The following is a 13,315-nucleotide window of genomic DNA, read 5'->3' as shown; positions in this document are numbered from 1 at the left end:
CTAACGACGATGCAGAACGAGTGGTTCCAGCAGGTCGGATGCGCCGCCCCAGAATATCTCTATGCCGATGCACAGCAGCACGAAGGCGGTGAGGCGCAGCATCACGGTGGTGCCGGTCTTGCCGAGCAGGCCGACGATGCGGTCGGCGAAGCCGTAGCAGAGGTAAATGATGATCGCGACGATCAACACTGCGAGCAGCGCGCCGAGCGGTGCGGCGATCGGGCGTTTGCCGCCCTGGTAGACACTTGCGCCCAGCGTCAGCGCAACCGCGATCGAGCCGGGCCCGACGGTGAGCGGGAAGGTGTGCGGATAGAAAGCGCGGCTTTCCGCGACCGGGCGGCTCCATTCGATGTGCGAGCCCGCGTCGTCGTGGTGGGCGTCGTCCGTCTGCAGCATCTTCCAGCCGATCGATGCGACCAGCATGCCGCCCGCCACCTTCACCGTGGCGGCTGAGATGCCGAAGTACTCCAGCACATACGAGCCGATGAACATTGCCGCGAGCAGCAGCAGCGAGGCGTTCCATGCCACTTGCCGCGCGAGGTAGCGGCGAGTGTCGGCCGACGCGCCACGGGTCAGCAGCAGGAAGATCGGTGCGCCACCCGGCGGGTTGATGATCGGCAGCAACGCGGCGAGGATCAGCGCGGTGTTCTTGACTGCGTACTGAAAGATTTCGAGCATCGGGCCGGCACCTGCGGGGCAAAGCGCGATTGTGCCGCAAGCCGCCTTACTGCGGCGCCCAGCGGCGGCGGAACAACCATGCGGCCGCCGCGCCCCAGCCGACGGTCTGTGCGGCCAGCGCGAGCAGTTCCGTCGTGACCGCGGAAAACGGCGCGCCCAGCTGGTTCACCGCGAGCGATGCCTGAATGCCTGGCGTGCTGGGCAGCAGCCAGCGCAGCGTGGCGATCGGCTCCGGCAACGATTCGGCTGGCCACGGAAAGCCGGAGACGAACAGCATCGGGATCGACGAGAACAGCAGCAGTTGCATGCCGCGCTCACGCACGCCGAAAAACTGCCCGAGGCACAGCCCAAAGGCACTGCTTGCCAGGGCGAAGAGCGCAGCCAGCGCAAGCATTTCGACCAGACGGGGCGCCTGCGGGTAGCCCTGAAAATGAAACACGAAACCGAAGAAATACAGCGCGTTGAGCAGGCCGATCGCCGCGAATGCCGCCCACAGCCCGAAGAAGCCTGACCAGGGGCGAGCCTGCAAGCGGGTGGGCAGCGGCGCGAGGCCCGCGCGTCGTTGCTCAGCCCACAAACCCAGCAGCAAAGACATGCCGATCACGAGCGTCTGTTGCACGATCAGTGGCGCCACGCCGGGCACGACGTAGCTGCCATAGCCTTCGTTGACGTTGAACGCCGGCCGCGCGATGTAATTCACCGGCAGTGCGGCGTCCAGCGCCTGCTGCATGGACGCGCCATGGCTGGCGAAGCGCCGCACATCAATGCCGGCTGACAGCGTGCCGGCGGCTGCCGCAAAGCCACTCAGCACCGTTTTGTTGATCAGCGCGTAGGCGGCGTTGCCGGCGATCTGCACCTCCACCCGTTTTCCGCGCTGCAGGTCGGCCTTGAAGCCGGCGGGAATCAGCGCAAGGCCCATCACCTCGCCGCTCGCGAGTGCTGCCTGTGCCGCCGGTAGATCGCGGCCGACCTGCCGCACGGCGAGTTGCGGACTGGCCATGGCGAACCGGATCAGCTGTCGGGAGAGCGGTGAATCGTCCTGATCCACGACTGCCACGGGCACGCGTTCGACGGTCTCGCGCTCGTACGGCAGCGGGTAGAAGAAGGAATACGCTACGCAGGCACCGAGCAAGAGCAGCACCGCGCCTGCGTCGGCGAGCACCGCTCGCCAGGTTGCCAACATCGCGCGCACGAAGCTCATCGGGCGCCCCAGCGCTCAGGCTGCGATGCGACACGCCGCAGCGCGAGCACGCTGCCAAGCGCGCCAATCGCGAGCATCAGCAGCAGCGCTGAAACGGGCTTCGCCGATGCGGCGATCGGCACATCCATCAGCCAGTGCTGGTTTTGCAGTTGAATCCACCAGGTCAGCGGCAGGATCGCCGCCCAGGCTTTTGCGGCCGCCGGCATCGCCATCAGCGGAAACGCCTGGCCGACGTAGGCGAAGGCTGGCGCGGTGTAGAAGCCCACCACGCTGAGTGCGCTGCGCAGGTTGGCGGTGGCGGCGGCGACCAACGCACCCAGCAGCAGGTAAGCCGCCACCATCACCAGCATGCAGCTCAGTAGCAGTGCGCGCGAGGCGGCGGCGACCTCGGCCCTCAGCAGCCCCCAGGCGAGCAGAAAGATCACGCCCCAGGCGCTGAATGCGATGAAGGCGGGAAGCAGCTTGCCCAGCAGCGCCGAGGCGTGGTGAGCGTCGGCCGCAGGGAGCCACTCAGGCACGCTGCGGTCGCGGATCTCGCGGCCCACGGCGCTGGCACCCACGACCATGATCAGGATCTGCAGGATCGCCGGCACCAGTGCGCCGCCGAGAAAGGTCTGGTAGTCGATCGACTCGTTGTAGAGGCTCGTCAGGCGCAGATTGATCGCTTGCACGCTGTCGCGCACCGCGATCGCGGATTCGCCGCGCTTCTCGCGCGCGACCATGCGGATGCCGGCGGCGAAGGTCATCGTTGCAGCCTGTACATCCTTGGCGAGGATGCCGGCTGCCGTCGCGAACTGTGCGTCGTAGAAGCACAGCACATCGCCTTGCTCGCCGCGCTTGATCTGGCGCTCGAAGCCTTGCGGGATCTCGATCACGCCGTAAAGCGAGCGGCTGCGCATGGCCTGCATCGCGGCCGTGTGATCAGCCGGGTTGGCGGCGATACGAACACCGGGCGCCGCGTCGATCAGGCGCGCGAGCTGGCGCGAAAGAGGTGTGTGATCGGCATCGATCAGACCGACCGGCAGTTCGCGGATCTGCCCGGCAGAGAAGATCGCGGCGATCATCAGACAGGTCAGCAAGGGCAGCCATAGCAGCAGCGCTTGGTCCCAGCGGTCGTGTGCCAGGTGCGAGAGCTCGCGCCGCAGGCTGCGGCGGAAGGCCGACGTGGCCATGCCTCAGGGGCGCACGATCACGCTCATGCCGGGCCGCAGATCCGGCGGCGGCGCGAGCGGCTTTGCGCGGACCTCGAAGGTGCGCAGGTCTACCCCTTGCGTACCCCGCACATTCTTCCAGGTCGCGAAATCGGGCAGCGGTGCCAGCCAGATGACTTTCATTCGCAGGGCCTTGCCGAGCGCGGGCAGTTCTGCGTCGAATTCCGCTCCTTGCTTGAAGCGAGCGAGTTGGTCTTCGCGCACGTTGAGCACCGCCCAGCTGTCACCCCGGTCCACCAGCGACACCACCGCGTAACCCTGCGGCGCGATCTCGCCTGCGCGGATCTGCACCTTCGCGACTTCGCCCGCCGCCGGCGCGAGGATGCGCGTTTCACGCCGATAGGCTTGCACCTCCGACATCGCACCGGCCGCCTGCCGCACTTGTGCCGCCGCCGCCGCCTTGTCCTCGCTGCGCGCGCCGTTGCGGGCCATGTCGTACTGCGCGCGGGCGGCGTCGGCCTGCGCACGGGCCGCATGCGCCTGGGTTTGCGCCTCGTCGTGCTTCTGCTGCGCGATCAGGCCCTCGCGGTAGAGCGAGGCCACGCGCCGCGCGGTGGTTTCGGCGAGCTCGGCACCCGCAACGGCGCGCTGCCAGTTGAGCTCCGCCATGCGGATCTCTTCGCTGCGCGCGCCGCTCTGCGCCTTGGTGCTGACCGACTCTGCGGCGTCGTGTGCCGCGGTGGCCTGCGCGAGCTTCGCGTCGAGTTCCGGGCTTTCCAGTTCGAAGAGTGCCTGCCCCGCGCTAACGCGTTGCCCTTCCTCGACCAGCACGCGGGCAACCCGGCCCGGCACCTTGCTGGCGACGTCGACGGTGCGCGATTCGATCTGCCCCTGGATTGGCAAGGGGGCCGGGTGCGTGGCGGCCCAAACGCCCCAGGCGACAAGCCCTAGCGCGGCGATGCCGGCGATTGCGGCGACAAGTGGTTTGCTGTTCATGGTTGGCGACCCGCGGCAGGGTTGGGGCGTTCGATCCGGATGTCGGCGTGTGCGGCGTATTCGGTAAAACGCTCGCTTTGGCCGCTGGCTTCCAGCAGCTCGGCGAGTGCGACGACATAGTCGCGGGCGGCCTGAGCGCGGTCGATCTCGGCGCGTGACAGTGACAGCCGTGCGTCGACCAGATCGAGCGAGGTGCTGAGCCCCTCACCGAAGCCGCGCTCGCGCAGTTGCACGTTCTCCTTCGCCAGCGCGATGCTCGATTCGAGCAGCAAGTAGCGCTGGCGGGCCTGTTCGAGTTCGCGCCAGCGTTTCTCGATCAGCGTAGCGATGTCGTCGCGCGCCTGTTCTGTGTATGCAACGACGCCCGCACTCTGGCGCTGGCTCGCCGCAATCATGCTGCTGCGATCAAGGCGGTCGAACAGCGTGAAGCGCACGCCGACGCCGACGATCCAGTCCGGTTCCACCGGTGTCAGCACTTCTTTGTTGAGCTGGTAAGTGCCGAAGGCGAAGACCTCAGGCAGCAACGCCGAGCGGGCGATGGTTTCGAGCTGCGCAGTCTGCTGGCGCTTGGCGTCAAGTAGCGCGAGGCCCGGATGCGCGGCGAGCCCGTGCTGGGTCCAGGTCTCGATCGGCTCGACCGGCGCGCTGCGCACGAAGAGCGGCGAGGACGGCACCACATCCTGTGTGGCGGCGAGCATCCGGTTCAGTGCAATCTGCGCGAGTGCGCGATCGTCCTGCGCCTTGAACAAGTTGCGCTTCGCTTCGTCGTAGGCGACTTGTGCGTGCAGGCGGTCGGCCCGCGCGATCAGGCCGGTCTTCTCGAAGCGTTCGGCCTGGTGCAGGTGCTGGGTCAATGCGTCGAGCACGGCGCTGCGGACTGCGACCGCATGCTCGGCGAGTTGCAAGCCGTAGTAGTACTTCACCAGCTGAGTGGTGAGCGCTTCCTCGGTATGGCGCACCTCGGCGCCGGCCTCGGCCGTTCGCGCGGCAGCGAGATCCTGCGTGGCGCTGATCTTGCCGCCGGTAAATAGCGGCCAGTTGAAACCGAGGATCGGCCGTACGCCTTCGTTCTTGTACTTGTAATCGAGCGTGGCGGGCAGCGCCGGCAGCTTCACGCCGGTGGCGCCGCCGATCGCACCGACTGCCTGATTGAGCGCGCCGGTAATCGGTGCCACATCGACTTCGTAGTCGCGCTCCAGTTTCGAATACGCCACCGTTGCATTCACCTGCGGTAGCGATAGCGAGCGGGTGGCTTCGGCTTCGAGTTCGCGGGCCTCGCGGTTCAGCCGCGCTGCACGCAGCGTGCCGGACTTGTCGGCGAGGCGCAGCTGGGCCGCGTCGAAGCTCATCGGTTCGGCGTGCACGCTTGCCATACCGATGCTCAGGATGAGGCCGGCGAGCGGGCGCCAGGCGCCTGTGCGGAGAAAAGGCGGGCCTGCAGTGCGGGCGGGTTTGAACACGTTGGCTTCTCGGTTCAGCGGAACCGCATGTTAGCCCTCGCATCACTGCTCAGGCAATTGCGGAAGTAGGCGGCGGCCATGGGTTCGACGGCCGCCGGTTTCAGCCTTGTGCCGCAGCTGAAACCGGCGCGGCCAAACTACGCAGTCTTGGTCGTGGCGTTTGCCGGGTGGTGCTGGCGGTGTGGCAGGACGCGCTTGATCAGGTTGATGCCATCGTCGACAAACGTGAATACCACCGGGATCACCAGCAGGCTCAGGAAGGTCGAGGTGATCAAACCGCCGATCACGACGATCGCCATGGGCGCGCGGAAGCTCGGGTCTACGCCAAGGCCGATGGCGATCGGCAGCATGCCGGCACCCATCGCGATGGTGGTCATCACGATCGGGCGTGCGCGTTTGCGGCAGGCGTCAAGCAATGCGTCCCAGCGCGACAGGTGATGCTCGCGGCGGGCCATGATCGCGTATTCGACGAGCAGGATGGAGTTCTTCGTGGCCACACCCATCAGCATGATCAGGCCGATCATCGAAGGCATCGACAAGGCCGTGTGCGTGATGAAGAGCGCCAGGAATGCGCCCGGCACCGATAGCACCAGCGCCGCAAGGATCGTCACCGGTTGCACGAAGTCGTGGAAGAGCAGCACCAGCACGATGTAGATGCACAGCACGCCGGTCAGCATCGCCAGCCCGAAGCTGGAGAACAGCTCCGCCATTGCTTCCGCGTCGCCAACCGTGGTCTGCGTAACGCCGGGTGGCAGATTGGCGAGGCTCGGCAGCTTCAGCGCCTGGGCGGAAACCTCGCCGAGTGGCTGACCGTTGAGTTCGATCTCGAAGTTGATGTTGCGGGCGCGGTCATATCGGTCGATCTGCGCCGGGCCGCTATCGACCGTCAGCGTTGCGATGTTGCCGAGCATCACCGGCCCCTTGGTGCCGGGCACCGAGAGCCGTGCGATCAGATCGAGGTTCTCGCGTGCGTCAGCCTTCAGGCGCACGACAACCGGTACCTGCCGTTGCGACAGATTGAGCTTGGCGAGCCCCTGGTCGTAATCACCAGAGGTGGCGATGCGCAGCGTATCGGCGATCGCGGCGGACGTCACACCGCGCTCCGCGGCCTTGGTGAAGTCGGGCCGCACGATCACTTCCGGGCGCACAAGGCTGGACGTCGAGGTCACCGCGCCGATGCCGGGAATCGTGCGCAGTTCGCGCTCCACCTTGGCCGCATGGGCCGCCAGTAGGCGACCGTCTTCCCCCGCCAGCACCAGCACGTACTTCTCGTTGGCCCCTGCGAGGCCGACTTTGATGCGCGCGCCGGGGATCACTTCGAGCGCACGCCGCAGCTCGCCCTCGATCGACTGTTTGCTGATACCCGGCCGCTGCTTGCGTGGCGTCATGTTGATTGTCAGGGTCGCTTTGCGAACCTCGGCAGCGCCCGCAGATGCGAAGGGGTCGCCACCGGCCAGGCCGCCGCCGACTGCGGTGTAGACGAGCTTCACATGCGGGTTCTTCTCGACGATCAGGCGTGCCTGCTCGGCCAGCGCAAAGGTCTGCCGGAAGGTGCTGCCGGGCGGCAGTTCAAGCGTCACCTGTGTTTGCGACAAATCGTCCGGCGGCATGAAGCCTGTGGGCAGGAAAGGCACCATCGCAAAGGAGCCAAAGAAGAACACCGCCGTGGCGGCCATCGTGAGCCATCGGTGCTTCAGGCAGGAGGTGACCCAGTTCGTGTAGGTCGCCAGCCAGCCCGGCTCGCGGTGATCGTCACGCGGCGGCTTGAGCAGATAGGCCGCCATCATCGGTGTCAGCATGCGCGCCACAACCAGCGACGCGAACACCGCAATTGCGGCTGTCCAGCCAAACTGGACGAAGAACTTGCCCGGCACCCCGCCCATGAAGGCGGTGGGCAGGAAAACCGCGATCAGCGTGAAGGTGGTGGCGATCACGGCGAGCCCGATTTCGTCCGCGGCTTCCATCGCCGCCTGGTAAGGCGTCTTGCCCATGCGCAGGTGGCGGGTGATGTTTTCGATCTCGACGATCGCGTCGTCTACCAGAATCCCGACCACGATCGACATCGAAAGCAGCGTCACCACGTTGATCGAGAAGCCGAGCAGGTGCATCCCCGCGAACGCCGGGATGATCGAGAGCGGCAGCGCGGTGGCCGATACGAAGGTGGCGCGCCAGTCGCGCAGGAACAGCCACACAACCAGCACCGCGAGGATTGCGCCTTCGAACAACAGGTTCATCGAGCCACTGTAGTTCTCCGCAACCGGGTCGACGAAATTGAAGGCCTCGGTGACGACCACATCCGGATGCTTGGCTTTCAGCGTCTTGAGCACCTCCGTGACGCCCTCGGCAACTTCCACCTCACCGGCACCGCGGCTGCGGGTGATCTCGAAACCGACTACCGGTTTGCCGTTGAGCAGCGCGGCGGACCGCACTTCGGCCACGGTGTCGCGTACCGTGGCGACTTCGTCGAGGCGGATGCGGCGGCCATCGGACAGCGGAATCTCCATCGCCGCGAGTTCTTCGGCCGACGCGACCGTGGCGATCGTACGCACCGACTGCTCCGAGCCCCCGAGGTCGGCCCGCCCGCCCGAGGCTTCCTGCTGCACCTGGCGCAGCTGGCGCGAGATGTCGGCGGCGGTTGCCTTCAGGGCAAACAGCCGATCCGGATCCACCTCGATCCGCACCTCGCGCGTCACACCGCCGACACGGGCGACGGCGCCAACGCCGCGCACGCTCAGCATCGCCTTGGTGATGTCGTGATCGACGAACCATGACAGCGCTTCGTTATCCATCCGGCTCGACGCGATCGTGTAGGTCAGGATCGGCATGCCGGCGAGGTCCACCTTGGCGATGACCGGGTCGCGCAAATCGCCCGGCAGGTCGGAACGCACGCGTGAAACCGCATCGCGCACATCATCGACGGCGTCCTGCGTGGCCTTCTCGAGGCGGAACTCCACGGTGATCGTGGCGGTGCCGTCCTGGATCTTGGTGTAGATGTGCTTGACGCCTTGCAGCGTCGCCATTGCGTTCTCGAGCTTGCGTGCGACCTCGGTTTCCAGCTGTCCTGGCGATGCGCCGGGCAGGCTGGCGGTAACCACGACCATCGGCAGATCGATGTCCGGGAAGTTCTGGATCTTCATCGCGCGGAATCCGACGATACCCGCGGCGGTCAGCAGCACGAAGAAGAGCAGGGCCGGAATCGGGTTGCGAATCGACCAGGACGAAACGTTCATGGTGGCCATCTTCGCGCTCAGTTCTGGGCGGGCGCGACGCGGACCGTGTCGCCGTCGGCAAGGAAGGCGGCGCCGGCTGCAACCACGGCGGTGGTCGGTTGGAGCCCGGCCAGGATCTCGACGCGGTCGCCGTTGCGGCGGCCGGTTTCCACTTTCTGTTCGCGCACCCGTGTGCCGTCCAGCGCCAGCACGTAGCTGAATCCGTCGCGCAACACGACGGCGCTCTGCGGCAGCGTGAGCGCTGCCCGTTTGCCCAGTACGAACTGCCCGCGCGCGAACATGCCCGCCCGCGCGGGGCCGGGTTCGGTGAGGTCGACATAGGCGAGACCGATCCGCGTTTGCGGGTCCACCGTCGGCGCCAGCATGCGTAGGCGCCCTTCGGCGGCGCCGCCGCCGGCGAGTGTCAGGTGCACGAGCGTGCCGGGCGGCACCGAGGCCATCTCAGCTTCGGCCAGCTCGCCGCGCCATTCGAGGCGGCCGCCGCGAATCAGGTGGAACAGTTCGCCCTGAGCGATCGAGCCGGCGGTGGCGTTGCGCGCGGAAATGATGCCGTCGTCAGGTGCCACGACGCGGGTCTGCGCGAGGCGTACATCCTCAGCCCGCAGGCGTGCGCGCTGCGCCTCGACACGCGCCTGCGCGGTATCGACCGCGGTTTCGGCCTGTACCAACTGCTGGGCGCTGGCCATGCCCGCCGCGCGCAGCTGGCGCGTGCGTTCAAGGTTGGCGCGGGCTTCGTTCAGGGTGGCTTCCGCTTCGATCACGCCGGCCCGGGTTTGCGCATGGTCGGCCGCGACCGTTTCATTCGCGAGCTTGGCGAGCAGTTGGCCTTTCTTAACCTGATCGCCAACGTTGACGAGAATCTCGGTAATGCGCAGTCCGGCGATCTCTGCACCGACGGCGGCTTCTTGCCATGCCGCGATGCTGCCGTTCGCGCTCAGCGTCTGGGGCCACTCGGCCTGTTGCGGCTTGACGGTCTGTACCGTCAGCGCGGCCTTGTTTTGCGCCCCGGTCGCGGCGTTGGCCGGTGCTGTGTTGGGGGCCTTGTTACCCTTGACGGCCAGCGAGATTGCGATGGCGACGACGAGCACCACCAGGCCAATCAGGAGGGTGCGTTTTCGGACTTGCATGGGAACCTCGGGGGATTCGGATAGGCCGGCCGTCCGGCCGGTGGCAATCAGGCGTTAATCGGCGCTTGTGTTGCTTGCAGCGTGCATTATCGGGGTATCGTCGCCCGCATGCTGGTCCGGCAGGTATCGCCGTGCAGGCGCCTGCAGCGATGCGCGCCTGCACGTGGCTGCGAGCCGGGTCAGCGGGCGGCAGCCTCCGCGACGAAGATCTCGACGCGCCGGTTGCGGGCGCGCCCTTCGGCGGTGTCGTTGCTGGCGATCGGGTTGCGCTCGCCGCGTCCGTCGATGCTGATGCGGTTGCTGGCGACGCCGCGGTCGGCGAGGTAATCGCGCGTGCTGGCGGCGCGGTTCAGCGAGAGCGGGTCGTTCACCGCGTCGGAGCCGGTGTTGTCGGTGTGGCCGATGATGCGGATGTGCGTAGCCCGGTTCTCGTTCAACGTGGTCGCAAAGCGGTCCAGCACCGGGCGCATGTTCGGTTTGATGTCGGCGCGGCCGGTGTCGAAGGAAAAGTCGCCCGGCACTTCCAGTTTGAGCTGGTTGTCGCTGGTTTGCGATACCGATACGCCAGTGCCGGCGGTGGCCTTCTCCATTTCGCGCTTCTGTTTCTCCATGTGCGACGACCAGATGTAGCCGCCGGCCGCACCGACCGCTGCGCCGATGGCGGCATCGCGGCCGACCTTGTCGCTGCCGGTGACCGCGCCGATCAGTGCGCCTGCGGCTGCGCCGCCGAGCGCGCCCAGGCCGGCGCCCTTGGCCTTTTCCTGTGAGCTCTCGTCCATCGTTGCGCAGGCGCCAAGCGCAATGCTCGCGGCAGCGAGCAGACAGGTCAGTCGGGTAGGTTGCATGCGGGTACTCCAGTCAGCCGAGTCAAGCCGCGAATTTTGCGCCCGCTGCGGCGGAATCGCACCCGCAGAAATGCGAAAAGCCGCTTTCGCGGCTCTTCGATGATGGCACGGTGGGGCTGCTCAACCCTGGCGTACGCAGTCCACGTAATACTTCTTCTTGCCGTCCACCACTTCGCTGACGAGGCCATGCACGTCGGTCTCGAAGCCGGGGAAGCGTTCGTTGAACTCGCGCACGAACTTCAGGTAGTTGCAGATTGTCGCGTTGAAGCGCTCGCCCGGAATCAGCAGCGGGATGCCCGGCGGGTAGGGTGTCACCAGCATCGCGGTGATGCGGCCTTCGAGTTCATCGATCGACACGCGCTCGATCTCGCGGTGGGCCATCTTCGACCAGGCATCGGTCGGGCGCATCGCCGGCTCCATGTCCGAGAGGTACATCTCGGTCGTCAGGCGTGCGACGTCCTTCGCGGCGTAGAAATCGTGGATCTGCTGGCACAGATCCTTCAGGCCGATCTTCTCGTAGCGCGGCTGCTTGGCGATGAATTCCGGCATCACGCGCCAGAGCGGCTGGTTGCTGTCGTAGGCGTCCTTGAACTGCTGCAGCTCGGTCACCATGGTGTTCCAGCGGCCCTTGGTGATGCCGATGGTGAACATGATGAAGAACGAGTAGAGACCGGTCTTCTCGACGATGATGCCGTGCTCGGAAAGGTAGCGCGTGAGGATGCTCGCGGGGATGCCCCAGTCCGAAAAATGGCCCTCAACATCCAGCCCCGGCGTGATGATCGTCGCCTTGATCGGGTCCAGCATGTTGAAGCCTTCGGCCAGCTTGCCGAAGCCGTGCCAGTGGTCTTCGGCACGCAGCATCCAGTCCTCGCGCAGGGCCATGCCGTCGTCGGCGAGGTAGTCCGGGCCCCAGACCTTGAACCACCAATCCGCGCCCCATTCTTCGTCGACCTTGCGCATGGCGCGGCGGAAGTCGAGCGCTTCGGCGATCGATTCTTCGACCAGCGCGGTGCCGCCCGGCGGCTCCATCATCGCGGCCGCCACGTCGCACGAGGCGATGATCGCGTACTGCGGCGAGGTGGAGGTATGCATCAGGTAGGCCTCGTTGAAGCTCGCCAGATCGAGCTGACGGTTCTCCGAGTTCTGCACCAGGATCTGCGAAGCCTGCGACAGGCCGGCGAGCAGTTTGTGCGTGCTTTGCGTCGAGAACATCATCGACTCCTTGCAGCGCGGGCGATCGGCGCCGATCGCGTGGTAGTCGCCGTAGAAGTCGTGGAAGGCAGCGTGCGGCAGCCAGGCTTCGTCGAAGTGCAGGGTGTCGATCTTGCCGTCGAGCTCCTGCTTGATCTCCTCGACGTTGTAGAGCACGCCATCGTAGGTGCTCTGCGTGATCGTCAGCACCCGCGGCTTGGCGTTCTTGTCGGTGATGAACGGGTTCTTCGCGATCTTCTTCTGGATGTTCTCCCAGCTGAATTCGCTTTTCGGGATCGGGCCGATGATGCCGAAGTGGTTGCGCGTCGGCATCAGGAAGACCGGAATCGCGCCGGTCATGATGATCGAGTGCAGGATCGACTTGTGGCAGTTGCGGTCCACCACCACGATGTCGCCCGGCGCGACGGTCGAGTTCCACACGATCTTGTTCGAGGTGGACGTGCCGTTGGTGACGAAGAACAGGTGGTCGGAATTGAAGATGCGCGCGGCGTTACGTTCCGACGCCGCGACCGGGCCGGTGTGGTCGAGCAGCTGGCCCAGTTCATCCACCGCATTGCAGACGTCAGCGCGCAGCATGTTCTCGCCGAAGAACTGGTGGAACATCCGGCCGACCGGGCTCTTCAGGAAGGCAACACCGCCCGAGTGCCCCGGGCAGTGCCAGGAATACGAACCGTCCGCCGCGTAGTGCACCAGCGCACGGAAGAAGGGCGGCGGCAGGCTGTCGAGGTAGGCGCGGGCCTCGCGCACGACGTAGCGTGCGATGAATTCCGGCGTGTCCTCGAACATGTGGATGAAGCCGTGCAGCTCGCGCAGCACATCATTCGGGATATGGCGGCTGGTGCGCGTCTCTCCGTGCAGGAAGATCGGGATATCCGGGTTGCGGAAGCGGATTTCCTGTACGAAGGCACGCAGTTCGCCGATCGTCTCTTCAGCCTCGTCCGACGTCAGCTCCTCGTCATCCACCGACAGGATGAAGCCCGACCCGCGGCTCTGCTGCTGCGCGAAGGAGGTCAGGTCGCCGTAACTGGTGACGCCCAGCACTTCCATGCCTTCTTTCTCGATCGCCTCCGCCAATGCACGGATACCGAGGCCCGAGGCGTTTTCCGAACGGAAGTCCTCGTCGATGATGATGATCGGGAAATCGAAACGCATGGCGGATTCTCCGCGAAGCCAAAAGAGAAAAACGGGGCCGGTGCGGTGGCACCCCCCGTCGGAAAGGCGCGAATGATAACAGCGTCAGGCTGCAGGGGAAGTGGCTTGGCACAGCTTGTGTCGCAGATGCGGAAAACTGTGTCGTGGCCTTGTGAAAAAGGCTTTTCGATCAAGCGCTTGCGGTGTTCGCCAGCAGGGCGCCATCCGCGCGGCCTCTGATCCAAAACAAACGGCCCTGCAAATCTGCAGGGCCGTCTGGGTGC

General features: G+C 66.0%; 9 protein-coding genes. All 9 read right to left on the bottom strand.

All coding sequences use genetic code 11. From position 1 onward, the window contains the following. Complete coding sequence (locus tag JY500_RS15730) at nt 1-678, bottom strand: MarC family protein (protein WP_172197393.1); 678 nt, start codon at nt 676-678, stop codon at nt 1-3. Nucleotides 679-724: 46 nt separating this feature from the next. Further along, nucleotides 725-1,879 (bottom strand): ABC transporter permease, encoded by a 1,155-nt coding sequence (locus JY500_RS15725; protein ID WP_206253751.1) that lies wholly within the window; start codon nt 1,877-1,879, stop codon nt 725-727. Then, nucleotides 1,876-3,051, bottom strand: a complete 1,176-nt coding sequence (locus JY500_RS15720; RefSeq protein ID WP_206253750.1) for an ABC transporter permease — start codon at nt 3,049-3,051, stop codon at nt 1,876-1,878. Before JY500_RS15720 ends, JY500_RS15725 begins: the two co-directional genes overlap by 4 nt. 3 nt (nt 3,052-3,054) lie before the next feature. Beyond that, nucleotides 3,055-4,026: an HlyD family secretion protein gene (locus tag JY500_RS15715; protein ID WP_206253749.1), complete on the bottom strand. Its 972-nt coding sequence runs from the start codon at nt 4,024-4,026 to the stop codon at nt 3,055-3,057. Then, nucleotides 4,023-5,399, bottom strand: a complete 1,377-nt coding sequence (locus tag JY500_RS15710; protein WP_206253748.1) for a TolC family protein — start codon at nt 5,397-5,399, stop codon at nt 4,023-4,025. The genes JY500_RS15715 and JY500_RS15710 overlap by 4 nt, the downstream gene beginning before the upstream one ends. 224 nt (nt 5,400-5,623) lie before the next feature. Then, nucleotides 5,624-8,716, bottom strand: coding sequence for an efflux RND transporter permease subunit (locus tag JY500_RS15705; RefSeq protein ID WP_206253747.1), 3,093 nt, complete (start codon nt 8,714-8,716; stop codon nt 5,624-5,626). A 17-nt stretch (nt 8,717-8,733) separates the two neighbouring features. Beyond that, nucleotides 8,734-9,843: an efflux RND transporter periplasmic adaptor subunit gene (locus tag JY500_RS15700; RefSeq protein WP_206253746.1), complete on the bottom strand. Its 1,110-nt coding sequence runs from the start codon at nt 9,841-9,843 to the stop codon at nt 8,734-8,736. Between the two features lie 179 nt (nt 9,844-10,022). Continuing rightward, nucleotides 10,023-10,688 carry a YiaD family glycine zipper/OmpA-like lipoprotein gene (locus JY500_RS15695; RefSeq protein ID WP_206253745.1) on the bottom strand — a complete coding sequence of 222 codons (666 nt, stop codon included), beginning with the start codon at nt 10,686-10,688 and terminating at the stop codon, nt 10,023-10,025. Between the two features lie 120 nt (nt 10,689-10,808). After that, entirely contained in the window at nt 10,809-13,052 is a 2,244-nt protein-coding gene (locus tag JY500_RS15690) for an arginine/lysine/ornithine decarboxylase (RefSeq protein ID WP_172197417.1), read from the bottom strand. Nucleotides 13,053-13,315: the final 263 nt, after the last annotated feature.

It is taken from the genome of Niveibacterium microcysteis (assembly GCF_017161445.1).
Taxonomy (GTDB): Bacteria; Pseudomonadota; Gammaproteobacteria; order Burkholderiales; family Rhodocyclaceae; genus Niveibacterium; species Niveibacterium microcysteis.
The sequence above is the reverse complement of the archived record's forward strand: the minus strand, read 5'-3'. Positions and strand labels throughout refer to the sequence as shown.

Excerpts from the sequence above, each read along its gene's own strand:
- JY500_RS15730 (WP_172197393.1), bottom strand. The coding sequence starts at position 678 with ATGCTCGAAATCTTTCAGTACGCAGTCAAGAACACCGCGCTGATCCTC.
- JY500_RS15715 (WP_206253749.1), bottom strand. The coding sequence starts at position 4,026 with ATGAACAGCAAACCACTTGTCGCCGCAATCGCCGGCATCGCCGCGCTA.
- JY500_RS15725 (WP_206253751.1), bottom strand. The coding sequence starts at position 1,879 with ATGAGCTTCGTGCGCGCGATGTTGGCAACCTGGCGAGCGGTGCTCGCC.
- JY500_RS15705 (WP_206253747.1), bottom strand. The coding sequence starts at position 8,716 with ATGAACGTTTCGTCCTGGTCGATTCGCAACCCGATTCCGGCCCTGCTC.
- JY500_RS15720 (WP_206253750.1), bottom strand. The coding sequence starts at position 3,051 with ATGGCCACGTCGGCCTTCCGCCGCAGCCTGCGGCGCGAGCTCTCGCAC.
- JY500_RS15690 (WP_172197417.1), bottom strand. The coding sequence starts at position 13,052 with ATGCGTTTCGATTTCCCGATCATCATCATCGACGAGGACTTCCGTTCG.
- JY500_RS15710 (WP_206253748.1), bottom strand. The coding sequence starts at position 5,399 with ATGGCAAGCGTGCACGCCGAACCGATGAGCTTCGACGCGGCCCAGCTG.
- JY500_RS15700 (WP_206253746.1), bottom strand. The coding sequence starts at position 9,843 with ATGCAAGTCCGAAAACGCACCCTCCTGATTGGCCTGGTGGTGCTCGTC.
- JY500_RS15695 (WP_206253745.1), bottom strand. The coding sequence starts at position 10,688 with ATGCAACCTACCCGACTGACCTGTCTGCTCGCTGCCGCGAGCATTGCG.